Annotated in this window: 18 protein-coding genes and 2 pseudogenes; 8 read left to right on the top strand and 12 right to left on the bottom strand. The window is 67.5% G+C overall.

The annotated features are described in order from the left end of the window. The 5 genes and pseudogenes from LI337_RS16000 to LI337_RS16020 form a co-directional block, all read right to left on the bottom strand. Positions 1 to 386 (bottom strand): annotated as a pseudogene (locus LI337_RS16000) (hypothetical protein); the annotation flags it as partial. A 51-nt stretch (positions 387 to 437) separates the two neighbouring features. Next, positions 438 to 2,210: a PKD domain-containing protein gene (locus tag LI337_RS16005; RefSeq protein WP_227230913.1), complete on the bottom strand. Its 1,773-nt coding sequence runs from the start codon at positions 2,208 to 2,210 to the stop codon at positions 438 to 440. Between the two features lie 132 nt (positions 2,211 to 2,342). Further along, entirely contained in the window at positions 2,343 to 4,985 is a 2,643-nt protein-coding gene (locus LI337_RS16010; protein ID WP_227230914.1) for a malectin domain-containing carbohydrate-binding protein, read from the bottom strand. A gap of 375 nt (positions 4,986 to 5,360) precedes the next feature. After that, positions 5,361 to 12,221 carry a malectin domain-containing carbohydrate-binding protein gene (locus LI337_RS16015; RefSeq protein ID WP_227230915.1) on the bottom strand — a complete coding sequence of 2,287 codons (6,861 nt, stop codon included), beginning with the start codon at positions 12,219 to 12,221 and terminating at the stop codon, positions 5,361 to 5,363. Positions 12,222 to 12,639: 418 nt separating this feature from the next. Next, complete coding sequence (locus tag LI337_RS16020; RefSeq protein ID WP_227230916.1) at positions 12,640 to 13,050, bottom strand: DUF7522 family protein; 411 nt, start codon at positions 13,048 to 13,050, stop codon at positions 12,640 to 12,642. A gap of 398 nt (positions 13,051 to 13,448) precedes the next feature. Here LI337_RS16020 and LI337_RS16025 point away from each other — a divergent pair, with 398 nt between their 5' ends. After that, positions 13,449 to 14,039: a PAS domain-containing protein gene (locus LI337_RS16025; protein ID WP_227230917.1), complete on the top strand. Its 591-nt coding sequence runs from the start codon at positions 13,449 to 13,451 to the stop codon at positions 14,037 to 14,039. A gap of 15 nt (positions 14,040 to 14,054) precedes the next feature. On the opposite strand, the gene LI337_RS16030 is transcribed toward LI337_RS16025, so the two are convergent. Together LI337_RS16030 and LI337_RS16035 are read right to left on the bottom strand one after the other, a co-directional pair. Beyond that, the gene (locus LI337_RS16030) at positions 14,055 to 14,300 is read right to left on the bottom strand and encodes a HalOD1 output domain-containing protein (protein ID WP_227230918.1); all 246 of its coding nucleotides are present in this window, start codon (positions 14,298 to 14,300) and stop codon (positions 14,055 to 14,057) included. Positions 14,301 to 14,718: 418 nt separating this feature from the next. Then, a complete protein-coding gene (locus tag LI337_RS16035) occupies positions 14,719 to 15,603 on the bottom strand; it encodes a DUF6920 family protein (protein WP_227230919.1) in 885 nt (294 codons plus the stop codon). Positions 15,604 to 15,786: 183 nt separating this feature from the next. Here LI337_RS16035 and LI337_RS16040 point away from each other — a divergent pair, with 183 nt between their 5' ends. Next, positions 15,787 to 16,683, top strand: a complete 897-nt coding sequence (locus LI337_RS16040; RefSeq protein WP_227230920.1) for a CPBP family intramembrane glutamic endopeptidase — start codon at positions 15,787 to 15,789, stop codon at positions 16,681 to 16,683. Between the two features lie 118 nt (positions 16,684 to 16,801). Next, the gene (locus LI337_RS16045) at positions 16,802 to 17,620 is read left to right on the top strand and encodes a cytochrome c oxidase subunit 3 (protein WP_227230921.1); all 819 of its coding nucleotides are present in this window, start codon (positions 16,802 to 16,804) and stop codon (positions 17,618 to 17,620) included. An 18-nt stretch (positions 17,621 to 17,638) separates the two neighbouring features. Here the strand turns inward: LI337_RS16045 and LI337_RS20365 are convergent. The 3 genes and pseudogenes from LI337_RS20365 to LI337_RS16055 form a co-directional block, all read right to left on the bottom strand. Continuing rightward, positions 17,639 to 17,812, bottom strand: a pseudogene (locus tag LI337_RS20365) (hypothetical protein); the annotation flags it as partial. 106 nt (positions 17,813 to 17,918) lie between these two features. Continuing rightward, positions 17,919 to 18,452, bottom strand: a complete 534-nt coding sequence (locus LI337_RS16050) for a DUF7979 domain-containing protein (RefSeq protein WP_227230922.1) — start codon at positions 18,450 to 18,452, stop codon at positions 17,919 to 17,921. Next, the gene (locus tag LI337_RS16055; protein WP_227230923.1) at positions 18,452 to 20,725 is read right to left on the bottom strand and encodes a DUF6789 family protein; all 2,274 of its coding nucleotides are present in this window, start codon (positions 20,723 to 20,725) and stop codon (positions 18,452 to 18,454) included. The genes LI337_RS16050 and LI337_RS16055 overlap by 1 nt, the downstream gene beginning before the upstream one ends. 179 nt (positions 20,726 to 20,904) lie before the next feature. Here LI337_RS16055 and LI337_RS16060 point away from each other — a divergent pair, with 179 nt between their 5' ends. The 4 genes from LI337_RS16060 to LI337_RS16075 are packed head-to-tail and all read left to right on the top strand — an operon-like array spanning position 20,905 to position 23,839. Further along, positions 20,905 to 22,122, top strand: coding sequence for a CBS domain-containing protein (locus tag LI337_RS16060; RefSeq protein WP_227230924.1), 1,218 nt, complete (start codon positions 20,905 to 20,907; stop codon positions 22,120 to 22,122). Between the two features lie 54 nt (positions 22,123 to 22,176). Then, entirely contained in the window at positions 22,177 to 22,458 is a 282-nt protein-coding gene (locus tag LI337_RS16065) for a hypothetical protein (protein WP_227230925.1), read from the top strand. Between the two features lie 40 nt (positions 22,459 to 22,498). Beyond that, positions 22,499 to 23,137: a hypothetical protein gene (locus tag LI337_RS16070; RefSeq protein WP_227230926.1), complete on the top strand. Its 639-nt coding sequence runs from the start codon at positions 22,499 to 22,501 to the stop codon at positions 23,135 to 23,137. A 60-nt stretch (positions 23,138 to 23,197) separates the two neighbouring features. Continuing rightward, positions 23,198 to 23,839 carry a dienelactone hydrolase family protein gene (locus LI337_RS16075; protein WP_227230927.1) on the top strand — a complete coding sequence of 214 codons (642 nt, stop codon included), beginning with the start codon at positions 23,198 to 23,200 and terminating at the stop codon, positions 23,837 to 23,839. A gap of 76 nt (positions 23,840 to 23,915) precedes the next feature. Here LI337_RS16075 and LI337_RS16080 read toward each other — a convergent pair whose 3' ends face one another. Further along, entirely contained in the window at positions 23,916 to 24,092 is a 177-nt protein-coding gene (locus tag LI337_RS16080) for a hypothetical protein (protein WP_227230928.1), read from the bottom strand. A 76-nt stretch (positions 24,093 to 24,168) separates the two neighbouring features. Between LI337_RS16080 and coxB the strand changes: the two genes are divergently transcribed. Continuing rightward, positions 24,169 to 24,894 carry a cytochrome c oxidase subunit II gene (gene coxB, locus LI337_RS16085; RefSeq protein ID WP_227230929.1) on the top strand — a complete coding sequence of 242 codons (726 nt, stop codon included), beginning with the start codon at positions 24,169 to 24,171 and terminating at the stop codon, positions 24,892 to 24,894. A gap of 47 nt (positions 24,895 to 24,941) precedes the next feature. Here the strand turns inward: coxB and LI337_RS16090 are convergent, their stop codons facing one another. Continuing rightward, positions 24,942 to 25,211: a DUF2249 domain-containing protein gene (locus tag LI337_RS16090; RefSeq protein WP_227230930.1), complete on the bottom strand. Its 270-nt coding sequence runs from the start codon at positions 25,209 to 25,211 to the stop codon at positions 24,942 to 24,944. Positions 25,212 to 25,258: the final 47 nt, after the last annotated feature.

The following is a 25,258-nucleotide window of genomic DNA, read 5'->3' on the forward strand; positions in this document are numbered from 1 at the left end:
ACCGGGACGCTCCCGGTGTCGGCGGTGTCGCGGAAGGCGTACTCGGCGTCCGCCGAGGAGCCGTCGTCCGCGATCACGACCTCCTCACTGCCGGAGCCGAGGACGGTCACGTCGGTGATCTGTGCGACACTGCTATCGCCGACCGCGAGGCCGATCTCGGCCGCGCCGACGCCGCCCTGTGCGTCGTCGACGACGACGGTGAACGTCGTCTGCTGGCCGACGTCGATACTGTCCGTCGCCGGGTCGAGGCTGACGGTGGTCCCGCCGGCCGCGAGGGCGACGCCCGCCGTGGCGCTCGAGGCCACGACGAGGGCGGCGACGAGGAGGACGGTCAGCCGTCCCGCTCGTGCTGTGATCGATGGTCGTTTCGTGTTGGTATCTTTCATGTTGTCGTTGTGAGTGTCCGTAAGAGACGAAATACTGAGTCGGGGAGGTAGTTATGCGGCCCCTGTGAGTTCGGTGAACAGTGCCTGTGCGTCGCCGACGTCGACGCTCCCGTCGCCGTTGAAGTCGAACGCGTCGACGTTCGTCGTGACCGCGTCGGCGTCCCGGTTGCTGAACAGCGACTGCGCGTCGCCGGTGTTCAGGTTCCCGTCGCCGTTGACGTCCTCGTAGAGGCCGTCACCGTCCGGGTCGCCGGGCAGGTCCTGCGCGTCGTTGACCGCCGGCGGGGTCACCTCGACGGTACCGCCGGCACTGTCGGAGGCGGTCTCGACCGTGTACCCCCGCTCGCCGAAGGCGGCGTCCGCCGGGACGTCGACCTCGAAGGTCACCTGCGTCTGGCCGTTCGCGGCCACGGTCACCTGCTGACTGTCGACCGTCTCGGCGGTGCCGTCGTCGTCGAGGTCGAACTGCAGGTCGACCGTCTGGGTGCTCTCGACCGCCCCGTCACTGCTGATCGTCGCCGTGACGGTGGTGGTACTCCCGACGGCCGCCTTCGCCGGAGCGCTCGTGCCGTCCACGACGAACTGCACGGGCTGGACCTCCAGGCTCGCGCCGGTCGTACCGGTCACCTCGTAGGGGACACCTTGCTCGTCGAAGACGAGCACGTCCTCGTTGCCGTCTGCCGCACCGATAGAGAGGCCGGCGGTGCCCTCGCCGGCACCCTCGACGGTCACGGTCGCGACGGTGACGGGCCCGGTCTGAGCCGTGTCCGCACCGAAGTACTCGAACTCGGCAGTCGAGTCAGCGATCGTGACGTCCTCCGAGTTCGCCCCATTCAGGACGGTCACGTCGGTGATCGTCGCGATGGAACTGTCGTCGACAGAGACGGCGATATCGGCGGCGCCGACGCCGCCGGCCGCGCTGTCGACGACGACGTCGTATGTCCGCTCGGCCCCGACTGTGGCGGTCTGCTCGCCGGGCTTGAGACTGACCGTCGTCTCCTTCGCTTCGGGCGGCTGGACCGTGACGCTGGTCGACTGTATCGCCGTCTCGCCGAACGAGTCGGTGACCGTCAGCGCGAACTCGAGCGTCGTCTCGCTGTCCACGTCCGGCGCGGTGAACGTCGGCTGGACGGCCGTGGCGTCACTCAGCGTGACGTCCGGGCCGCCGGTCTGACTCCACTGATAACTCAGCGAGTCGCCCTGGTCCGGGTCGTTCGACGCGGAGGCGTCGAGCGTCACCGTCTCGCCTTCGGTGACCGTCTCGGGATCGGCGTCCGCGACCGCCACCGGCTGGGTGTTCACCGTCAGCGTCGCGCTCCCGACACTGTCGAGCGTGTAGCCGGCACCGTTCTCGTCGAAGACGACGAGGTTGCCGGTCTGGGCGTTCTCGACGATCTCGATATCCGTCGTCCCGGCCGACGCGGCCTGGAGTGTCACCTCGAGAACGGTGACGCTCCCGGTGTCCGGGCTGTCCGCGAACGCGTACTTCACGTCCGCCGACCCGCCGCCGCCAGCGACGTCGTTGTCCGTGCTGCCGGGTTCGTTCAAGACGGTCACGTCGGTGATCGCCGCGACTCCCGGATCGCTACTCGTCACCCCGAGTTCGGCGGCACCGACGCCGCCGTCGGCGCTCGCTACTGCGATCTCGACGGTCGTCGTCTCACCGGGTTCGATCGTGTTGTCGTCGTCGGTGACCGATACTGTCAGGTCTGTCGTCGTCGCTGCCCCGGCGAAGCCGGCGAAGCCGACGGTCGCCGAGAGGGCGACCACGGTCACCAGCAGCAGGGTCAGCGCCTTCCGGTTGGATGGTGTGGTTGAGTTCATCTGTGTTCCGTCGTCGTGCGTCGGTCGGTGTCGTGTCGTGCGTGTGTCGGTCGGGTAGTGGGGTGGTCCGGTCCGAGTGGGGGACTGTCCCTCCAGAGAGTCGCGTGGACCGGCGGGGAGAGCGGTGGCTGATCAGGCCTCCGTCCCGTCGCTGTCGCCAGCCTCGACGCCGTTGGCGAACAGCGCCTGTGCGTCGCCGACGTTCACGTCACCGTCGCCGTTGTAGTCGAACGCGTCGACGTTGTTCACGACGACCGGATCGTCCGCGTTGGCGAAGATCGCCTGTGCGTCGCCGACGTTGACGTCGCCGTCGCCGTTGACGTCCTCGTAGAGGCCGTCACCGTCCGGGTCCGTCGGGGCGTTCTCGAAGTCGCCGATGACCCCGGGACCGTCGTCGGCGGTGTCGATCTGCTCGACCTTCACGGCCGAGAGCTTCGCGTTGTCGTTGATCGCCGCGAAGTCGACGTTGAGCGTGCCGTCGGTCACCTCGACCGTGTAGGTCTTGTCGGTGGCCGTCAGCGGGCCGACCTCGGAGAAGATGTCGTACTCCGTGAGCACCTCCTCGCCCTCGACGGTCACGGTGAACAGCCGGTCGTTCTCGTTCGTCCCGTCGACCGGCGGCGTCGTGGAGTCGGGTGAGTCGCTCCCGGAGACCCCCTGGTAGATCTCCGCGAACTTGAGGGTCACCTCGTAGGTGCCGTCCTCGACGTCGAGCGCGAGGTTCGGCGCCACGTTCCCGTCCGAGCCACCGTACCGTTCGGTCTGGTACAGCGTGTCGTCCTCGGTGTTCGCGATCGACTGACTGACCGAGTACGTGGAGCCGCTCGCGAGAGCGGTCGCGTCGGCACCGGCCTGGTAGGTCGTGCCGTCGGCGGCAGTGTACGACGAGCCGCCGGCGTTGGCCGCGAACACGACCTCGCCGTCCTGGTCGGGTTCGTCGACGTACACCGCGAACTCCTCGCTCGCGGTGGCCTGGCCGTCGTCTGCGGTGACGGTCACGGTGTAGGTCCCGACGGCGTCGGCACCGGGCGCGATCGTCAGCGTGCCGTCCGCGTTGGCCATGACGAAACTCGGCCCGGAGGCCGAGTAGGTCAGGTCGTCGCCGTCGGCGTCAGAGGCGGGCACGTCGACCGAGAGCGACTCGCCCTCGGTGACGCCCTGATCGGTGATGCTGTCGACCGTCGGCGCACTGTTCCCCGCGTCGGGATCGAGTTCGAGGACGACCACGTTCGACGACAGTCCCGCACCGTCGCCGTCCTCCACGGCGGCCACGAAGTAGTTAAGACCGCCGACGTCGGTCGAGTCGGTCAGCGTGACCGGGATCGTCGCCTCGCCGTTCGAGTCGAGCGTCGCCGAGTAGTACTCGACGTTCTCGGCCTTGTTGGCCTCGAAGTCCTCGATCTCGTAGCCGGGCGTCCCGTCGTAGTCGGGGACGTTGCTCAGTTCGAGTTCGCCCTCGACCCGCACGAGCGTCACGTCCGCGTTCGCGGGCCCGGAGACGGTGATCGTCTGGGCCGCCTCCGTCACCGTCGCGGCGCCGTGGTAGCCGTCGAGCGCGGTCCCGTCCAGCGAGACGCCCTCCGCACCGATGCTCGGCGCGGCCGGGACGTCACTGTCGGCGACGGCCTGGGCACCGCCCTGGCTCCCGTCGCCGATCGCCTGCGTCGTCTGGGTCGTGCCGTCGGCGTAGCCGACGTCGACCGTCGCTCGCGCGAGTTCGAGGCCGGAGACCGGGCCGGCCTCCTGCGACGAGACCGTCGCGCCCTTGATACTCGTCGGGTCGTTGTCCGCCGAGAAGGCGACCGTCTCGCCGGGGTCGAAGTCGGTGAACTCGATCGTGAGCACGTCGTAGCCGTCGGAGCCGTCCTGCCCGTTGTGCGGTTGGCTGAACACGTCGCCGTCGGCCGTGGAGACGACGCCGACGCCGTCACCAGACTGGCTGTCGATGGTCAGACCCTTCGCGGCCTGGTCGCCGGCCGTCCCGTCTGGGTCGAACACCATGTCGGGCAGGGTCGTCGTGCTCAGGTCGATCGTCACCGACTCGATGTTCTGGTCGCCGGTGTTCGTCACCTGGAAGGACCCGCCACCGTAGGTGCTCGCCTCGAGGCCGCTGTTGGGAGTGATCGCCACCTCGGCGCTCTTCGCACCGGTCGAGGTGGGCTGGACGGTCACGCTGACCGAGTCGGTCGCGGTCGCGCCGTCGTCGTCGGTCACCTGGACCTCGAAGGTGAGCGTCTCCTCGCTCGTCAGGTCCGGTGCGGTGAACGTCGGCTGTGCGGCCGAGGCGTCCGAGAGACTGACCGACGTGCCGCCGGTCTGCGTCCACGAGTAACTCGCGATCGAGCCGTCGGCGTCACTCGAACCGGTGGCGTCGAGCGTCACCGTGTCGCCGGCCTGCACCGTCTGATCGGCACCGGCGTCGGCCGTCGGCGCAGTGTTCTGTGCCTCGACGGTGATCGTCAGGTCGTCGGTGTCGGTGACGCGCGTGCTTTCGCTGTCGATCCCCGACCCCTCGCCGGCGACGGTGTAGTCGCCACCGGCTGCGTCACTCGGCACCTGGACCGTGTAGGTGATCGTGTAACTCCCACCCAGCGAGACCCACTGAGTCTCGGATGGTTTGTACGTCACACCGTCAGGGCTCTCCTGACTCGTCACTGTCCACCCTGACGGGAGGTCGACGTCGATCGCCGGGCCGTTGACGTCGTCGGCGGCGTTGACCGTCGCCTCGACGGTGAACGTCTCGCCGGGTGCGACTGTCGTGTCACCGCTCTGCACTGTCTGTGTGAACGATACCGCTTGGGTCTGTGCGCTGGCTACCCCGACCGGTCCGAGGACCGAGGTAACCATGAGCACCGCGACGAGCGATGCCAGGAGCCGTCTACTGTTGGTACTGTTGTTTTCTGTCATTGATCGATGGTACATTGCTCCGACCGCGCCGGAGCAGCCGTGGTTGCCGTGTCGTCGCTACTCCCGCCGTTACGGGCGGTCACGTCGCCAGTCCGCGTCGCCCACACCGTCCTCGGGCAGGTCGTCGACCGACCGGCGTCCCCCGACGGGGACCGGGTCGGGCCGTCATCAGCGGTGGGTGCGATCGACTGCAGGCCGCCGAAACGGGCGGCAGTGTCGATCGTATCCGGGTGAGATCGCATGTTAGCTCGACCCCCCGCTCGACGTTTCGACGATCTCGATCGCGTTGACCTGCGGGTTCTCGATCGCACCCGGCGTGAAGGTAATCGTGACCGTCCCGTCGCCGTTCTCGGTGACGGTGAACGCCTTCACCGTCCCCGTGGCGTGGCCGACGTCCTGGACCGGGTCGTACTCGGTCAGGACCTGCTGGCCCTCGACGTCGACGTTGTACTGACGGGTACCCTCGGTGTTCGTACACGGACACTGGCTGCCGAGGTAGAGCCGAACCTCCACTTCGGCACCCGAGGAGACGTCGAACTCCCAGGTCATCCCGCCGTACCGTTCGGCGTCGTAGACCCCGGGCGGCGTACTCGACGGGACCGCACTGCCGGCCGTCACGTCGTCGCCGCCGTCGTAGTTCCCGGTGCTCTCTCCGGTGACCGAGACGAGCGGACCGTCGGTGCTCGTCCCCGCGATGCCGGTCCAGTCGGGACCGCCGTCGGTGGCAGACAGCGTCGTGCTCTCGCCCACGTTCACGCGGGCGAGTACCGTGCCGTCGGTGGTCGCCGTCGCGGTGTCGACCGTCAGTTGGAAGCTCTCGGTGCTGGTCGCGGCGCCGTCGTCGGCCGTCACTTCGACCGTGTACGTGCCCGCGTCACCCGAACCGGGGTCGATACTGATCTCGCCGCTGTCGAGTGTCACGAAGGCCGGCGACTGGCTCAGCGACAGCGACACGGTGTCGCCGTCGGGGTCGGAGGCGCTCACCGGCACGACGACGTTCTCGCCGGTCACGACCGTCTGGTCGGACAGCGCGTCGATCGACGGTGCCGTGTTCGTGTCTGTCTCGACTTCGAGGACGACCGTCTGTGAGACCGCGCCGGTCGCGCCCGAACCGTCCTGCACGGCCGCCTGGACGTAGTTCAGGTTCGACTCGCTGAGACTCACGTCGACCGTGGCCTCGCCGTTCGAGTCGAGTGTGACCGTCTGCGTGTTCACCGCCTCGGCGTTGTCCGCCTCGAAGGCGTCCACGTCGTAGCCGTCAGACGGCGGCGCGCTCGCCTCGACGGTCAGCACTTCGACCGTCGCGTCGGCAGGCCCGCTCAGCGTGAGCGTCTGACTCGCACTGGAGACCGTCGCGGCGCCGTGGTTCGGGAAGTCGGTCGACTGGAGCGTGACGCCGTCGACGCCCAGCGTCGGCGCGGCGGGTGCGTCACTGGTGACGCTCGACTGTGAACCGCCAGCGCTCCCGTCCGTGAACAGGTCGTTCGAGACCGTCGCGCTCGACGACTGGACGGTCACGGCCGACCCCGAGAGTTCCAGCCCCGAGACCGATCCCTCGCCGCCGGTCGTCTCGACGCCCTTGATCGTCGTCGGGTCGATGTCGACCGAGAACGCGACCGTCTCGCCGGGGTCGAAGTCGTCGAACTCGACCGTCAGCGCCTTGTAGCCGTCGTCGCCGTTCTGGCCGTTCTGCGGCTGGCTGAACACGTCTGCGTCGGCCGTCGAGACCACGCCGGCGCCGTCACCCGACTCGCTGTCGATCTCCAGTCCTTTCGCGCCGGAGTCACCGGCGGTCCCCTGCGGGTCGAACACCGCGTCGGGGATGAGGCTCTCACTCAGGTCGATGGTGACCGACGAGATGGGCTCGTCACCGGTGTTCGTCACCTCGAAGGAGCCACTGTTGAACGTGCTCGCGTCGATGTTACTGCTCCCCGAGTTGACCGTCACGTCGGCACTCGTCGCGCCGGCCGGGCCACCGTCGCTCGCCTCGACGATCTTGAACGCGCTGAGCTTCGCGAAGTCCTGGGAGGCGGGCATGTCGATGTTCAGCGTGCCGTCGGTCACCTCGACCGTGACCGTCTCGTCGACCGCCGTCAGGCCGCCAGCCTCGGCGTAGATGTCGTAGTCCGTCAGGACCTGTTGTCCCTCGATCGAGACGTCGAACACGCGGTCGCCGACCTCGCCGTCGCCGCCGCCGTCGTCGTCGCCGCTCCCATCCGTCTCCGAGGTGTGGTAGATCTCGGCGAACTTCAGCGTCACTTCGTAGGTCCCGTCCTCGACGGGAACGCTGTACGTCAGCGGATCGCCGTACCGTTCGGTCTGGTAGAGGGGATCGTCGTCCGTGTCTGCGATCTCCAGGGTCGTCTCCGTGGTGCCCTGCGAGTTACCGAACGAACCGTCGAAGTTCGAGTCGGCGACGTAGGTCGTCCCGTCGCTGGCGGTGTAGTCGGAGCCGCCGGCGTTGACCGCTGCGACCACGGTGCCGCCGGTCGCCGCCTCGACGGTGAGCTGGAACGACTCGGTGGTCGCGTCCGTCCCGTCGTCTGCGGTCACCTCGACCGTGTACGTCCCTGCATCACCCGACTGCGGAGCGACGTCGAGGCTGCCGGTGCCGTCGCCGTCGTCCGTCAGCGTGACGAACGCGGGACCGCTCGTCTTCGACAGCGTCAGCGCGTCGCCGTCCGCGTCGGAGGCGCTCACGCCGACCGTCGCCGACTCCCCTTCGGTCACCGTCTGATCCGCGATCGACTGGACTGTCGGGGCGGTGTTGCCGCCGCCGTCACCGACCGTCGCGCCGGTCGACCAGATGTCGATCAGGCTCTGGATCTCGGTGAGGCTGATCGTCTCGCCGCCGGTGTCGGGCACCTCGCTCCCGCTACTCCAGTAGTCGATCGCGGTCTGGATCTCCTGCAGATCGATCTGGTCCTCGGGGGCGTTGTTGTCCGCGATCGCCTCCGCGACCGTCAGATCGCCGGTCGTGCCGTCGACAGCCACGACCTCGATCGCCGAGATCTTCGGGTTCTCCTGCTCGTGCAGGAACTCGACGTCGATCGAGCCGTCCGAGGGCGTCACCTCGTACGACTCCACGACGCCGACGTCGTGACCGTACTGATCGTAGATGTTGTAGTCGTTCAGCTTCGTCTCGCCCTCGACGACCACGTCGAACGTGCGCGGTCCTTGGGCGTCGACGTTCGAGGAGTCCAGGAAGATCTCCGCGAAGTAGAGCCGGACCTCGTAGGTCTGCCCGCTCTGGATCTGATCGGAGAACGTCCACTGCATCTCGGTGTCGTCCGCAGTCGACCCGTCGGTGTCCGCATCGAACCGCTCGGTCTGGAACACCGACGCGGGCGTGCTCGACGGCACCGAACTGTCGAGCGTGACGGTGTCGGTCGTCGAGTAGGTAGAGAGGCCGTTGTCGCCGTCTGCGTTCACGTACTGCGACGGGCTAGCCTCGGTGTCGGCGCTCCAGGCGGGGCCGTCGTCGGTCGCCGCGACCTCCTGCCCGCCGGCGTTCACGCGGTACACCACCTCGCCGTCCGCAGGCGTGGTGTCCTGCACGGTGACGCTCACCGTGTCGGTGTCGGTCGCGCTCCCGTCGGAGACACTGACCTCGAAGGTGAGCGTCGTCTCGCTGTCCACGTCGGGCGCGGTGAACGTCGGCTGTGCGGCCGAGGCGTCACTCAGCGTGACGTCCGGACCGCCCGTCTGCGTCCACGAGTAGGTCAGCGAGTCGCCGGACGAGCCCGAGGCGTCGAGTGTCACCGTCGCCCCTTCGTCGACCGTCTGGTCGTCGCCGGCGTCGGCGACGACGCTCCCCTCGGCGTACTGCACCGAGAGCTGGTCCCACGTCGCGGAGAACGTCGAGGACGCGAAGTTGGACGTGCTGATGACACCGATCGCGAGACCCTGGTCGCTGTCGGTGAACCAGGCGGCCGGTGCCGCCGCCGTCCCGACTGTCTGCTCCGTGCCGCCGTCGACGGTGTACGTGGCCGTGACCGCGTACTCGTCGACGCCGTTGTCGGGCGCCGGGTCGGTCGTCGGGTCGACCGTGAGGTAGAGGTCGGTCGCCGTGTTCGAGCCGGTGACGCTCGAATCACTCACCGTCGCGACGTCGGTGAACGTTCCACCGTTCTCGGTCGCCAACTGGACGCCGCCGCTCCCCCCGGCGGCCGAGACGACGAACTTGAGGTAGTTGTCCTGATCGCCCGTCCCGACGAACATCCCGGCGGACTGGGCCGACTCGGGGTCCCCGGGGAACCCGGCGACGGTCGTGTGGACAGTGAACGGCTGGGAGACGTCGCTCGTGTCCGCGCCGAACTGGAACGCGTACTGCTGGTCGTTCTGATCCTGATAGGCGTCACCCTGCGGGACCTCGTCGACGCTCAGGAGGTTCGCCTGTCCGCCCGCGAAGACGTTGTCCGGGTTGTAGAGATCAGAGTAGGGGTCCTGTCCGTTACTCATCAGGCCGGTGAAGCCGAGTCCGTCCGTCCCACCCGACGTCGCCGGGATCGTGTTGTCGAACGTGTCGGTCGAGCTGAAGTCCAGGGTCACGGGCAGTTCCGTAGTCTGCCCGTTGTCCGGGTCGAGCGCGAACGGGTCCTCGCTGTCGGAGAGTCCGTCGTTGTCGTCGTCGTCGTCCAACTCGTCCGGGTTGCCGTCGTCGTCGTAGTCGTCCGGAACCGACGCGGCGGAACACGGATCCGTGCCGACCGCCTGCTCGTCGCCGTTGGTGTAGCCGTCGCCGTCGGCGTCAGCCGTGGGGTCGCTCAGGTCACACTGCGTGTCCCCGCCACCGTCGTAGTCGGCGGGTTCGAACACCTGGATCGCGTTGTCCGTCCGCTCGGCGGACCAGACCGTCCCGGGGAACGGGTCGTCGTCGCCCTGGGTGGTCACGTCGAGCGTGCCGCCGCTGGACAGGAGCGGGGTCGGACTCTCGCTGACGTCGTCGCCCTGGGCGTTGAGTTCGATGCGGTAGATGTTCCCGTCGAAACTGGAGGTCAGCAGGTCACCCTGCATCGCCCCGCCGAAGTTCGACGCGGTGTACTCGGTCAGGCCGTTCGTCGACGCGCCGAAGGTCGCGAGCGCGCCGTCCTCCTGTCCGGGCACGAGGTAGTCACACTCGCCCGTGCCGTCGTAGCCGTCGTAGACCGCACCCGGGATGTAGTCAGGGTTCCCCCGGACCGGGTTCGGGTGACCCGCGTAGTACCCCTCCCCGGAGATGTAGTGGAGGTTGTCGCTGTAGGTCGTCCCGCTGTCCTGGCTGGCGACTTCACACGTCGCCGTCGGTGGGCCGCCGAGGCCGCCGTTCGGGCCGTTGTCCACGCTGTAGAGCTGCCCGTCCTCGGTCAGGTGGACGTCGTACGGGTTCCGGAAGCCGGGCGCGTACACCTGCACCGGACTGTCCTGTTCGAGCACGGCCATGTTGTCGCCGTCGAGGCCGCCGAACGGCCCGTCGGTCGACGTCTGACCGGGCGCAAGCGTCGGCAGGTCGTACTTGTACGGGACGTCGGTGTTGGCCGCGTCCTTCTCGGACATCGACTCGATCTCGGACAGGTCGATCGAGAGGATCGCACCCGAGTAGGCGTACTCGGGGATGTTCGAGAAGAAGTTCGAGGGCGTCCCCATGTTCGTGTGGCCACCCTCCGCGAGGTACAGGACGCCGTTCTGCTCGTCGAGTGCCAGCCCGTTCGGCGCGTGGTTCTCCTCCGAGCGCGGGAGCCCGCGCACCAGCATCGTGTGGTCCCACCCCGAGTCCGTCTCCGTCAACTTGGAGATGACACCCGAGTTCGTGTCGAGACTCTCGGACGGCGGATCGGTGTTGCCCGTCGCGATCCGCCAGTCACTCGACGACACGTACAGAACCGGCTGGCTCGCCGTCCCGGTGACCGTGATCCCGGTCACCTGTCGGATCTGTTGTGAGTTGTAGTCGCCGTCGTCGTTGTGGTTCGGGATGTCGTTCTTGATCGTGGTGATCGTCTCTGCGGACGTCGCAGCGTAGTCGTTCTCGGCGGTCCGCTCGACCTCGAAGGCGTAGATCGTCCCGTCCTGCTGGGAGACGTACAGTCGCCCGTCGGGACCGAACTGCAGCGAGGTCGGGTTGTTGATGCTACTCACGCTGACGCCCGAGAGGTCGAGTTGGCTGCTGCCGAACCCGACCGGGACGTCGCTCACGCCTTCACCGGAGAGAGCGATCGACAGCGGCGAGTTGCTCCCGCTGTGTGTCACCTCCAGCGTCGCGCTCTTCGGATCGACGCTCGAGGGCGTGAACGTCACCGGGATGTCGGCGGACTCGCCGGGCGCGAGGGTCGTCTGCGACGCCGCTCCCGTCGAGAAGTCGCCCGCGTCCGTGCCGGTGACGGACACGTCCGTGATGTCGATACTCGGGTCGCCCGACGCGCCGAGGTTCGTCACCGTGACTGTCTCCGTCCCGCTGTTGCCGGTCACGACCGACCCGAAGTCGACCGTTCCGGGGCCGCCGAGTGTGTCCGGCTGTGGTTCGGCGGAGACGATCTCGATGGCGTTGATCTGCGGGTTCTCCGTGACGTGCGTGAAGTCGACGTCGACCGTCCCGTCGCTCGTCACGGTGAACGACTCCATCGCGCCGGTCTGGTCGCCGTACGTCTCGATGATGTCGAAGTCGTTGAGTTCCTGCCCCTCGACCGAGACGTCGAAGACCCGGTCGCCGACGTTGCTGGTACACGTACACCCGTCGTAGAAGTACAGTCTCACTTCCACCTGCTGGCCAGACGGGACGTCGAACTCGTACTGCATCTCGTCTCCGTCGCCGGCCTCACCGTCGTCCCATCGTTCTGTCTCCCAGATCTGGGTGGACGTTCCGTCCGGGACCGAACTGTCGATCGCGTTCGGCTGACCGTGGCCTGCGGTGTTGTCACCCCCCGAGACCAGATAGCTCTGGAGCGACGAGTCCCACGTCGTTCCGTCGATGCTCCCTCCCGCGTTCGCGCGGTAGAGCACGTCGCCGGGGGCGGCCGACGCAGTGTCGGTGAAGGCCACCGTGCCGACCATCGGTGACAACACCAACAGCAACACGACCGCGAGCACGACGATCGTCCGTCCGTATCGATGTATGCGTCTCAGTGTCATGGCTTGTCTCTGTGACACTTCTCACGTGTTAGCGGTAATTAGTATACACAACAAACTATTACGAAACCGAACGATAAGTCTCTGTAAACCCCGATTTATGCAGTTTCAGCGGCCCTCATGCAACGTGTCGACGGACGAGGGTGAGTGGCCGACCCTAACAACTGATTAATTCTCCGACAGGACCGCGAATATACCGGGCCGGCGGTTCTCCGGCGAGAAACGAGACGTGCGTCCGGAACACGGCTCACAGCGGCCCCGACGATACCCTCACTCGTGTCGACAGGGCCGTCGCTCGGCGAGGAGTCGGGCCTGAACAGCACCCGGAGACGCGTTCGACGACAGCCTCGCCGATGTCACGCCGCCCACGTGATGCGATCGGTTGTGACGGCCCTCCTGTGGTCGTCGCTCGTCGGGCGACTCAGTTCGTCCAGGGATGGGAGTCGTACAGTACTGCGAGACACTCCTCGACGAACTGCGAGAGTCGGCCTCCGACGCCGTGGTCCATCGAGAAGCCGATGGCCGTTCCAGCCTCGTCGAGCAGGTGGACGACGAGGGCGCCCCCGAAGACGTGCGTCGAGGCGAACAGCGGACCGAAGGAGGGGTCGTCGGACGTCGGGCGACACGCGAGTCGCTCGCCCTCGTAGAGATTCCGGATGCGGTCCAGTCGGTCGACCGCGACCGACCGGTCGATGTCGTCGGCGACGTAGTGAACGACCTGTTCGTCCGGGTGGTACTCGACGAGACTCCGGAAGTCGTCGCCGAGTCGGTCGCTGAGAAACGACACCAGCCGCTCGGGATCGCGTCCGGGGACGTCGGTCGGTTCACTCATGATTGTGACAGAGACCGATCCGGTACTTAAGCGCGTGGGCTCGCGGCGCGCGGCCTCGAGAGTTCGACGAAAACGAGGACTCGGGGTCGGGCGACACTGTCGGCGACCACCCGGTGTCCCCGTTGCGAACGGAACCACACTCAGTCCGTCTGGACCGGTATCGTTCCACGGCACGCCGGACGGAAGTTCGTCAGCGTGGTCACGTGACACCAACACGTGACGAGTCGCGAATCGCGGTCCAGCCTCCTGAACAATCACCCGTTAACGTCGTCCGGTCGACTCGTAGGGACAGACAAAACGCGGTCGGATGGTCGGTGGTACCGGCACCACGACCGGCAGCCCTCGGGTCCGAATTCGGTAGACGTAACCCTGCTCGGGCGAACAATCGACCAGCGACGATGGAGCCTCGACGCGACCTGATCGATCTGTTCCGCGCCGACCGGCCGACGTTCCGCGCCCGCGTGGACTCGGTGCTGACCGACACCGACCGGGCGGACACGGCGCGGCGTGACGCACTCGCGGCCGGCCCCGAGAGCGAGCGATTCGACGGCCCACCCGAACTCGACGACTACGGGTCGCTCTCGCTTCGAACACGTGATCTCGTCTGGCGGTGTTACCTCCTCGACCACGCCCCACTCGGACTCACGATCTGCGGCCCGGCCTTCCGCGACACGCCGATCGTCTACGCGACGCGGACGATGCGCGCGATCACGGGCTACTCGCTCGCGGACCTGCGCGGCGAGAATCCCCGACTCCTCCAGGGGCCGGACACCGACGCCGACGCGGTCGCAGACCTCCGGGAGGCGGTGGACATCTGGGAACCGGTGACGGTCGAGTTGTGGAACTACCGGAAAGACGGTACTCGCTTTCGGAATCGGCTGTCGCTCGTCCCCTTGCCGGACGAGACCGGTACTGTCGGCAACTGGCTGGGCGTGCAGGAGGCGGTCGACGCCGTCACCGAGACGCGCGAGCAGTCACCGGACGGGTGACCTGTCCCAGGGCGCTCACCGCGCTTCGTGGACTTCGACGGTGTACTGGTCGTCCACCGTCACCTCGTAGTCGCGGTACTCGAAGGTGACCTGACCACTGGTGTTTCTGAACAGGTCTTCCAGTGCTTCCGGGTCGATCACGTCGTACAGTGGCGGCGTGAGTTCGTCGGTTGCGACGTTCTCGTGTGCTGCCAGTGCGCTGGCTACCGCCGAGGTCACGTCCCCACTCGCCGACTGTCGTGCGACTTTGCCCGTGTGCATACGATATCCATCATGTTCTACGTACATAACGTCTGTGCAGGAAATCGAACTCCGACCCCTGAATACAAGAAATACCGTGAGTGATACTATCGTCAGACGAAATATGAGCAGATCGAAGCAAGAAAATATCTCTCCGCCGGGTTCTGCGGCTCCCGGCTCTCCCCGTTGTGTGCACGACTCGTGTGCGGGTTCGCACATATCTGTCAGAGAATCGGGAGACTGCGCCGCTTCCCGGGGGGTCGGTCGCCGGTCGGCCCGGCGTCTCCTCGCCCGGACCAGCCGCAACCGTCAGGGCCACGGCGACAGGCGACGACCGTGCCGCCGCCTCCTCTGGTCCGACGGACGTCAGACGCCCGTCGTCCACGCAGTCCGGATCGGTGGGACGTCAGACGCCGAGAGGCCGTCGCCGGTCGCACACTCACTCGTACTCGACCGTCTCCAAGCGCCCCCGCCAGTACGCGAGGTCGCCGGTCGGCCGGTTCCACTCCGCCCGGCCGGCGGTCGGCACTAGCATCCCACCGCGTTCCTCGTAGGCCCACCAGTGGCCCGACCACGGCGTGCGCTCGTAGCGCCCGTCGTCCTGCTGGGCGGGACGCTCGCCGCTCACGTGCGTCACGAGGTCGTCCTCGCCGAAGTGGACGACCAGCGAGGCGGTCGTCTCGCCGACCGAGAGCGTGGCGCGTGCCGACCGGTCGTCGATCGCGTCCCACGAGACGCCGGCACTCGGCAGGAGGGCCGGCGGGTACCACGGACTCTCGCCGAGGTAGCGGAGCAGTTCCCCTTCGTCCAACTCGGGACTCGACTCGGCGTCGGCGACGGTGATCGCAGAGAACACCGTCGCCGTCAGCGACCCCTCGCCCGCGACGAACGAGTCGACGACACGGGCCGAGACGAACGGTGCCATCTCGATCGACGCCTCCCAGACGAACCCCGGCGGGTCGGTCGTGACCTGCTGTGTCGCCGAGAAGGGTCGCCACGGGGAGTCGGCGTCACCGGTCCGGAACTCCCCGGTCTGGGTGAGGTCGACGAACCGCACCTGCGACCGGTTCTCGGGGAGGACCCGGGAGAGGTAGCGCGCCACCGGCGGCGGGAGGTCGGCGAGTTCGGCCCCGACGTCGGTCGCCGTGTCACCGTCCTCGTCTGCCTCGGTCTCACTGTCGGCGTCGACCTCCGCACCTCGCCGGAGGTCGTTTCTGAGTGCGGTGATCTCGCGGTCACGCCGGCGTCGGGCGACGACACCCACGAGACCGGCGAGGGCGACGCCGGCAGCCAGCAGTGCAGCGAAGAACCCTCGCCGAGTCACTGTCGGTCACCACCGCGTCGGTACGTCAGCCGTCGGGAGATCTGTCGATCCGATACCATGAGTCGGCTACGACGCCGGATCGCCTATACCCTGGTGGCGGTTCTCGGGCCGGGAGAATCGGCGCTGCCGGGCTTGTGTATACCGGCCGCACACTCAGGGTCGCGGCCGTCGTCTCGCTCCGGTATGGACACCGAAGACACCGGAGCATCGAGTAGTGTCTCGACCGCGACCGACGTCGATCGACTCGTCGAGTCTCCTGCGGTCCGGGGGTTCACCGTCTTCGTTCTCGGGACGCTGGGCTTCTCGTGGTCGCTGTGGGCACTACTCGTGGCCGACCTCGTCCCGCCGTCGGCGACGACGCCGTTGATCCTCGTCGGTGGGTTCGGTCCCCTCGTCGGCGCACTGCTCACGCTCCGGGTGCAGGGGGCCTCCATCCGGGCGTGGCTCCGGTCGAACCTCCGACTCCGACTGCCGGTGCGGTGGTACCTCGTCGCGCTCCTGCTTCCGCCGCTACTCGTCGGCCTCGCGGGTCTCGTCCACGCGGGGGTGTTCGGTGCGCGACTCGACCTCGGGAGCCTCCCGCCGGCGTGGGTCTATCCGGCCGGTCTCGTGCTCGTCTTCTTCGTCGGCGGTGGGCAGGAGGAACTGGGCTGGCGGGCGTTCGCGGTGCCGGTCCTGCAGGAGCGGTTCTCGGCGCTTCTCACCAGCCTCCTCGTCGGCGTCGTCTGGGTCTGCTGGCACCTCCCGCTGTTCGTCGTCCCCGGAAGCAGTCAGGCCGGCATCCCCCTCGCGCCCTACGCCGTCGCCGTCGTCTCCGTCTCGGTCGTCTTCACCTGGCTCTACAACTCGACGGCCAGCGTGCTTCCGGCGATGCTCCTCCACGGGGGGATCAACCCCATCGCCCAGTACTTCCCGACCGGCGGGGCCGACGCCATCCGGACCGTCGAGGGCTACGGATCGTACGCGCTGGTCGTCCTCGGTCTCGCTCTCGTGGTGCTGTCGGTGTCCGGCGCTGCGAGTTTCGCCGACGAGAGGGTTCGTCTCTCCGCGTTGACCGGGTCCTCCGAGACGGCGGACTGACCGTCGCTGTCACTCCGCCCGTCTCGTCCCGACGTTCTCGCGCGACAGCACCGCCGGGACAGTGTCGCCGCGACAGCGTCGCCGAGTGTTTATGCTCCTCCCGTCCGAGGGACGAACCATGACCACCACCGAGACGGCCGGCGACCACGCTGAGCACGAACACACCAGCCGGTGGCCGCTGATCGCCGCCGTCGGTGCGGCGGCGTTGTACGCCGGTGCTGGCCTGTTTCTCGTCGGTCCAGACCTCGTCCCGGTCGTGCTCCCGACACTCCTGCTGGCCGGCGGTGCGCTGGGTTTCCTCGGCGGCATCTTCGGGTGGCTCTGGGAGGCGTTTCTGGTCGATTACTGGGCCGACCACACCGCCGAGGCGGCCGGCGACCGCGCGGGCGTCTACACGGGTGGGATGCTGCTGTTTCTCGTCTCGGACGTGGCGACGTTCCTCGCCGGCTTCGTCTACTACGCCTTCATCCGCGTCGGGGCGTGGCCGCCGAGCGAGTTGCCGCCACTGCTCGGGTCGTTGGTGATCGTCAACACGCTCCTCTTGGTCGCGTCGTCGTTCACGATCCACTACGGGCACCACGCCCTCGAAGCCGGGAACCGCCGGGGCTTCCTCGCCGGTCTCGTCGCTACGACCCTGCTCGGGGTCGTCTTCCTCGGCGGGCAGGCGCTGGAGTACTACGAGTTCGTCGTCGAGGAGGGCCTGACGCTCGCGGGGGGTGCGTTCGCCACCGCCTTCTACGGCCTGACGGGGCTCCACGGTCTGCACGTCGCGCTCGGCGTCGTGTTGCTGGGGATCACGCTCGCGCGGGCACTGCGGGGGCAGTACGCGCCCGACCGGGACACGTCGATCCGCACCGTCTCGCTGTACTGGCACTTCGTAGACGTGGTGTGGGTGTTCCTGGTCGCGGTGCTGTACGTCGGTGCGGTGGTCGGCTGAGAACCGGTCCGCCGAGTACTCGCCTTCGAGCACGTCGGAGATTTCCGCGTGGCGGCGTCCGTCGAGTTCTCCCCTCTCGAGTGCGATTTCGAGGCGTTCGGTGTCGCTCTCGGCGGCCTAATACCGCTCGTACAGCTCTCGGACCTCGTCGTCGGTTTCTGTCGGTGTCGTGGGGCCGGTGCCGGACGCCATGGTTCCTGTGAACGTTGTCGGCCGCTCGGTTCACCCGTTTCGATGCGAACAAGTACGAAAATATTTGGTCGCAGTGGCTACGTCGACTCCGACCTCGCTGTCGGATCTACTCCAACCCACGTTCCAGTGCCACCAACTTCCGGTACGCCGGCGGCGTCAGAATCCCCACGATCCCCAGCGCGATAGCGAAGACGCCCAGCGGGAACTGGAGAGCTGCGGTCTCGAAACACGGATTGTCGGCGACGACCGTCGCGTAGTACTCCTCGTTCTCGTAGGTCACGACCGTCCCGTTCACGAACGTCTCGTAGCGCGGGAACGGCGCACGGACGTGTGCCTCGCCGATGGGGTCGGCCAGTGCCTCCTCGAAGGCGGCCTGCTCGGTGTTCGACAACTCCGCGAACCCGAGACGCTCGACTCCCCCTGGCGGGGTCCCGTCGAACCGCTCTGCGGTCGCCTCGGGCCCCTCGACGACGATGGTCGGGTCGCCGCAGTCGGCGATGTCCTCCTGGATGATCCCGTACGCGCCGGGCACGGCGGCGGCGATGCCGACCGCGACGATCAGCACACCCACGAAGGGGACGCCGTAGGTGAACACGATCGAGGTCCACTCCTCGTCGTCCGCGTCGTCCGGGCGGGCCATCAGAGTACCCCCGCGAACCGCTGTCGGGCCCGCCGCCGGAGGTACTGGAAGGTGACGGTGAGACCGAGGCCGTACGCCCAGTGGGCGACGACGACGAACGCGAGGTAGCCGATCAGGCCCAGGCCGCTCTGTCCGGTGTAGAAGGCGACTGCGAACCCGGTGGACATCAGCGTGGCGAAGACCAGCCCAGTCTCGAACAGCAGTCTGCCGGGGAGGTACTCCTGGAACGCGAGGAAGATCAGCGGCCACGTGATCGTCCCGCCGATCAGGAACAGCACCGCGCCGATCAGCGGACTCGCGCCTAACCCGACCAGTTCCGATATCTCGCCGAACGACGCCGGGTCGAGCACGCCGATCAGGATCGCGGTGCCGAGGCCGCCGGCCATCAGGACCGTGCCGACGAAGCCGCCGACGGCGGCCATCCCCGCGTTGCGCGAGACGTTCTCCGCGACGGTGCCGACGCCGCCGAGCAGTCCCGGCGGTTCGCCCTCCGCGTCGTAGGCCGCCCGAACCGTCTCGGGTTCGGTCGGTTCCATGTCGTACTTCGCGACCATGCGATCCTCGAACCACTGCCACTCCTTCGTGAACTGGCCGGTCGCCTTGAGGTCCCACGGGTCGGTCGACCGGACGACCTCGCCGCGCCAGTAGGAGGCGAGCATGTTGTAGAGCCACAGCAGGGCGGCGAGGCCGACGATGTACGCCCCGACGGTGGCGATCTGGTGAGCGATCTGGTACTCGGGCGGGTAGATGGCCTGCCGGCGCGGGAGGCCGAGCCCGCCGATCACCAGCAGGGTCGTGAACGTAATCGTCGACCCGAAGACGAGCAGCACCGACTGGAACCGCGCGAGTCGGCGGTCGTACCACCGGCCCGTCATCAGTGGGTACCAGTAGTAGCTCGCGGCGATCATCATGAACGGGATGATGCCGACGACGATGAGGTGGAAGTGGCCGACGACGTAGTAGGTGCCGTGGTAGAGGATGTCGACCGGGATCACCGCGAGGAAGACGCCGGTCACGCCGCCGACGATGAACGTCCCGATACTCCCCGCCACGAGGATGAACGGGGCGGTCGTCCGGATGTCGCCGTCCCACATCGTCGTCAGCCAGTTGAACACCTTGATGGCCGACGGGACCGCGATGGCGATGGACACCGCCATGAACGAGGCCCGGACGCGGGGGTCGATGCCGGTCGTGAACATGTGGTGTGCCCAGACGCCGAAGGAGAGCACGCCGAGGCCGAGTGTCGAGTAGACGATGAACTTGTAGCCGAACAGCCGGCGACCGACGAACTTCGGCAAGATGGTACTCAACAGACCGGTCGCCGGCAGGAAGAGGATGTACACCTCCGGGTGGCCCCAGAACCAGAACAGGTGTTGCCACAGCAGCGGTCCGCCGCCCTCGACTGCGAAGAACGTCGTCCCGAAGTTCCGGTCGAGGATGAGCATCAGCAGGGCACTCCCGAGCAGGGGGAACGCGAACAGCGCCAGGCCGCTGGTGACGAGCATGTTCCACGAGAAGATGTCGAGGTTCGCCCACGTCACGTCGTCTGCGCGCTCGTAGACCACGGTCACGATGAAGTTGATCGCACCGAGGGTCGTGGCGACGCCCGAGAGGTGCAAACCCAGAATGAGGAGATCCAGTTGCGGGTTCGTGCTCTGGACCGACAGCGGGGCGTACAGCGTCCAGCCGACGCTGACCTCGCGCAGGGTGAGGAAGAAGCGGATCGCCCCCTCCGAGAAGAACGGACTCAGCAGTTGGCCGCCGACCTGTACGAACAGGCCACCGCGCGCGAGCAGGAGTGCCGGCGGGAGGAGCCAGAACCCGATGGCGTTCACCCGCGGGAACGCCATGTCGTCGGCGCCGATCAGCAGGGGGAGGAAGTAGTTCCCGATGCCGAAGAACACCGGCAGGACGAAGAAGATGAGCATCGTCAGCCCGTGGGTCGTGAACAGGGCGTTGTACGTCTCCGGCGTCCAGATGTCGGCCGGCGGCGTCAGCAGTTCCGTGCGGAGCATCATCCCGTCGATACCGCCCCACAGGCCGGCCGAGGTTCCGAAGACGAGATAGAGGATGCCGATCTCGCGGTGGTTCGTCGTCGTCAGCCACCGGATCGCCTCCTCGCGGACGCGCTCCAGATCGAGGCGGATCGACTCGCGGGTCGGGTAGCCGCCGTCGCTGGTCGGGCCCGCGCTCCGCCGGAGGTGGAGCCAGAAGCCGAGGACCGAGACCGCCAGCAGCCCGAGTGCACCGACCTCGACGAACGCGCTGTTCATGCCGACACCGAGAACGTCGGCGTCGTCGCGCGAATGGGTAGGAGTTGCATTGCTACGTACTGGCGAGGCTAGCAGTATAAATCTACACACCGGTTCCCGATGTGAGTCCGTGTCGGCCGAGCGCCGGGGACGAAGAATCAAGACGCTGTCTGACGTACTGTGAGAGTTGGGGAAACACGATGGACATCAGCGACATCGTCTCGACGGAGTTCGAGACGTTCGAGGCGGACACACGCGCAGCAGAACTCGAAGCCGCCTTCGGCGAGACCGGAGCGAAGGCGGTGATCGTCACCGAGGACGGCGAGTACACGGGCGTGGTGACACAGCGCCGGTTCGCGTCGGCACATCGCAACCCCGACGCGAAGGCGGGCGGTCTCGTCTGGCACGTCAGGACGGTGGACCGAGACGAGGACGTGCGGACGGTCGCTCGGGCGATGCTCGGGAGCGACAGTATGGTCCTCCCGGTCTTCGAAGACGGCGACCTGTACGGCGTCGTGTCCGCAGACGACCTCCTCGTGGCGGTGCGCCCGTTCCTCCACGTTCTCACCGTCGAGGACGTGTACGTCGACGATCTCGTCTCCGTCTCCCCGGAGACGACGGTCGGGTCGGTGTTGCACACGCTCCGGGACCAGCGGATCACCCACCTGCCGGTGGTGGACGACGGCAGTCTCGTCGGCATCGTCAGCCTGTTCGACCTCCTCGACTTCGTGGTGCGGGAGATGGATCGACAACAGGGCGGGTCACCGGGTGCCGGTGCCAGCCCCAGTGGCGGGAGCCCACACGGCGGCTTCGGCGAACGCGCCGGCGACGTCGACCGGATGCTCGACCTCCCGGTGGCCGACGTGATGACGGGCCCCGTCGAGACGACGGCGGTCGACCAGCGACTGGACGAGGCGGTCGAGCGGATGCTCTCGGCGGGCGTCTCGTCGCTGGTCGTCACTGCCGACGGCGACCCGACGGGCATCGTCACGAAGACCGACGTGCTCCGGTCGTTGACGTGGACCGACGAGCGCCGTCTGCCGGTGCAGATCACGAACGTCGACCTCCTCGACGACATCAGTCGCGCGGAACTCACCGACCTGATCGAAGGGATCGCGAAGAAGTACGGCGATCTGACGGTTCTGGAGGCGAACGTCTTCCTCCACGAACACGACGAGCGGTTCCGGGGGACGCCCCTGCTCATGGCGCGCATCCGCCTGTTCACCGACAGAGGCCACTTCGTCGGGACCGGCGAGGGCTACGGTGCGAGTCACGCACTTCGCCTCGCGGCGAACGTCGTCGAGCGACAGGTGCTGGAGGGGAAGACGTACGCACAGAGCAAGAAACACCCACCGCGAGACGAGTGGGCGAAGCTCTACGGGTGGTGGCTGGCCGGCGAGTCTGGCTCACCCGGATAGCTCCGGCCGCCGATTGACGACACCTCGCGTCGAATCTCCCCGTGGGTGATCCACGTGAACCGACCCAGACTCCTCGCCGTCGCACTCGGGGGCGGTATCGTCCTCACGTTGCTCTCGGGACTCGTCCCGGTCCGGACACTCGCGGGCGGTGTCCACTACGGACTCCCGATGGCGTGGCTGGTACGGCGGATCCTCGCTCCCGAGTTCTTCCCGTGGCGGGTGAACTGGCTCGGACTCGTGGTCGACATCGTCGTCTGGACGGTGATCCTCGCCCTACTCCTCGTCGTCTCCGAGCGACTCCGGAACCGACAGGCGCGGAGTGGACCGACGGAGTGACCTTCGGGAGACCGACGTTCGAACATCCCCCGCCGAGACCGTGTCCGACCCAACCGAGCGTTCGACGGACGACACCCGACTCCGACTGCTTCAGCTACCGCTGTCGTGGGTCGGTCTGCTGTTCGCGGTCGTCGGCGTGACGGCGTTCGCGGTCGCGGTCGAGAGTGGTCGGTCGGGGTGGGCGGCGGGTCTACTCGCACTCGCCGTGAGCCTCCTCGCCGTGGTCGCAGTCGCCGGCTTCGACGCAGTCGTCGGCCGCCGGTGGCTCCGGATCGTCGCACACGTGGGTCCGGGCCTGTTCGTGTTCTCGGTCGCGTTCCTGGGGTCGGCGCTCCAACTCGCCGACCGCTTCCTCCGACCGGCCGAGTACGTCGTCCTTCTGGGACTCTGGGTCGTCGCGCTCTCGCTTCTCGCCGCCGGCTTCTTCCTGTGGACCGACGCCCCACGGCGCGTCCGCCGCGTCGCGACTGTCGGCCTCGTCGCCACGCTGCTGTGGGGGGTCTACACCGTCGGCTACGCCGTCGTCGTCCTCGCGGGCAGTGAGGGCGCGTTCTCGGGGCTGACGGTCGAAGCTGTCGCAGTGTGGGCACTCGTCGTCGTCCTGATCGGCTTCCCGACGCTCCTGTTTCGCTGGGACCTGCGGGCGACGAGACGACCGGCAGAGACGCCTCCGGGGTGAGTGGTCCCGAGGACGCTGTCATGCCGACGGTTGACGACCGTGGCCGTCGTCTCGTCGAGTATGACCGATCAGACCGACGCCCAGGTGACGGTCCCGGCCGACGGAGTCGAACTCGCCGGTGAACTCGTCGTGCCGGCGGGCGCGACGGGACTCGTCGTCTTCGCCCACGGGAGCGGGAGTAGTCGGCTCAGTCCACGCAACACCTTCGTCGCGGAGGTGCTCCGGGCGCGCGGGCTGGGGACGTTGCTGTTCGACCTGCTCACCGAGTCGGAAGACCGGACGTACGAGACGCGGTTCGACATCGACCGTCTGACGACGCGGTTGCTCGCTGCGACCGAGTGGCTCGAGAGCCGCGAGGAGACGGGGTCGCTGGCGCTCGGCTACTTCGGGGCGAGCACCGGTGCGGCCGCCGCTCTCCGCGCGGCGGCCCGCCTCGGTGACGACGTGAGCGCAGTGGTCGCTCGGGGTGGGCGAGTCGACCTCGCCGAGGAGCAGGCCCCGGCCGTGACGGCACCGACGCTGTTCGTCGTCGGCGGGGCGGATACCGAGGTGCTGGCACTGAATCGCGCCGTGTTGGCTGACCTCACCTGCACGAAGGAGTTGGCGGTCGTCGAGGGTGCGGGCCACCTCTTCGAGGGCCACGGCGAACTCGAGACGGTCGCCGACCTCGCCGGCGAGTGGTTCGAACGGCACCTGTCGTGACCCGGTCCGCGCGTCGTCTCACAGAGATGCAAGGAGGAAGCCCACGACTTCAGTCGTAGGTAACTGACTCCCGTCGCTACTGCTCCGTCACTCGCTCGTCTCGGCGAAGTGCGTCGCGGATGCCGTTCAGCGCGACGGCGATTCTGAGCAGGAGGACCGCGACGACACCGAGGAGGAGTTGCTCCGTCAGGATGGCGAGACCGACGACGACCAGGAAGGCCAGTCGGTCGACCGGGGAGACCGTGTCGAACATACGAACACCCACTCGAACACGCCGGTCATAAACGCCGGGCAAACACATATACCGACAGCCTCGGAAGACCAGTACAGTGCAAATCAATCGCAGGTTCCTCTCGCTGTGTCTCGCGGTCGTCGGACTCCTGTCGCTCGCTACGCCTGTGGTCGCTCAGTCGGTCAACCGCGCCGCCATCGACGAGTTGAACACGCAACTGCTGTACGTCGCGCTCCCGCTGACGCTGTTCGTCGAGTTGACGCTGGTGTACGCCATCTACCGCTTCCGGAACAACGACGACCCGAGTCCGACCGTCGATGATCCCGGTCTGGAGATCACGTGGACCGCCGCGACCGCCGTCATCCTCGTCTTCGTCGGCGTCTCGGGCTTCTTCGTCATGACGAACCCGTATCTCACGCCGACCGCGATGGCCGACACGGGCGACCCGGCGGCGAACGCGGCGACGGCGGGCGACGAACTGATCGTCGAGGTCGACGCCTACCAGTGGGGCTGGTCGTTCCACTACCCCGACGCGAACGTGACGACGCGTGACCGACTCGTCATCCCCGCAGACCGCGACGTCCGCTTCGTGATGAGTTCACGCGACGTGATCCACTCGCTGTACGTCCCCGATCTGGGCATCAAACAGGACGTGTTCCCCGGCACCGAGACGGTCGCCCGGACCCACGCGACCGAGACCGGCGAGTATCGCCTCTACTGTACGGAACTCTGCGGTGACGGCCACGCCCGGATGCACGGTGCGGTCGTCGTGCTGAACGAGACGGCCTACGGTGACTGGCAGGATCGACGGTCGGCGGCGTAACTCTCCGACCCGCGTCTGTCGTCGACCCGCGTCTGCCACCGACCCGATCACTCCTGCCAGATCGCGGTGAGGACCGCCTCCTCGGTCTCGACGGTGTCGTACTCGTACCCGCGCTCCGAGAGTTTCGGGTAGAGGTGCTGTGGCGCGCGGTCGTTCGTCTGGACGACGACGGCGTCCCGGTCGCTCTCGGCAAGCAGTTCCAGCGTCTCCGTGAGCGGTTCGGGTGGGGGGAGGTCCCGCACGTCGAGATACTCGCGTGGTCGCTCGGGCGGTGCCTCGGTCGCCTCGACGCTGGAGTTCTGTCGCTGGTGCGCCATACCGGTCCGTGGGGACGCCACCTCCCAGTATCCACTCCCGAACGTGT

Source organism: Salinirubrum litoreum, from assembly GCF_020567425.1.
Lineage (GTDB): Archaea > Halobacteriota > Halobacteria > Halobacteriales > Haloferacaceae > Salinirubrum > Salinirubrum litoreum.

Coding starts and splice junctions, on each gene's coding strand:
- LI337_RS16045 (WP_227230921.1), top strand. CDS start 16,802: ATGACCACCACCGAGACGGCCGGCGACCACGCTGAGCACGAACACACC.
- LI337_RS16075 (WP_227230927.1), top strand. CDS start 23,198: ATGACCGATCAGACCGACGCCCAGGTGACGGTCCCGGCCGACGGAGTC.
- LI337_RS16005 (WP_227230913.1), bottom strand. CDS start 2,210: ATGAACTCAACCACACCATCCAACCGGAAGGCGCTGACCCTGCTGCTG.
- LI337_RS16025 (WP_227230917.1), top strand. CDS start 13,449: ATGGAGCCTCGACGCGACCTGATCGATCTGTTCCGCGCCGACCGGCCG.
- LI337_RS16015 (WP_227230915.1), bottom strand. CDS start 12,221: ATGACACTGAGACGCATACATCGATACGGACGGACGATCGTCGTGCTC.
- LI337_RS16060 (WP_227230924.1), top strand. CDS start 20,905: ATGGACATCAGCGACATCGTCTCGACGGAGTTCGAGACGTTCGAGGCG.
- LI337_RS16020 (WP_227230916.1), bottom strand. CDS start 13,050: ATGAGTGAACCGACCGACGTCCCCGGACGCGATCCCGAGCGGCTGGTG.
- LI337_RS16080 (WP_227230928.1), bottom strand. CDS start 24,092: ATGTTCGACACGGTCTCCCCGGTCGACCGACTGGCCTTCCTGGTCGTC.
- LI337_RS16055 (WP_227230923.1), bottom strand. CDS start 20,725: ATGAACAGCGCGTTCGTCGAGGTCGGTGCACTCGGGCTGCTGGCGGTC.
- LI337_RS16090 (WP_227230930.1), bottom strand. CDS start 25,211: ATGGCGCACCAGCGACAGAACTCCAGCGTCGAGGCGACCGAGGCACCG.
- LI337_RS16050 (WP_227230922.1), bottom strand. CDS start 18,452: ATGGCCCGCCCGGACGACGCGGACGACGAGGAGTGGACCTCGATCGTG.
- LI337_RS16030 (WP_227230918.1), bottom strand. CDS start 14,300: ATGCACACGGGCAAAGTCGCACGACAGTCGGCGAGTGGGGACGTGACC.
- LI337_RS16040 (WP_227230920.1), top strand. CDS start 15,787: ATGGACACCGAAGACACCGGAGCATCGAGTAGTGTCTCGACCGCGACC.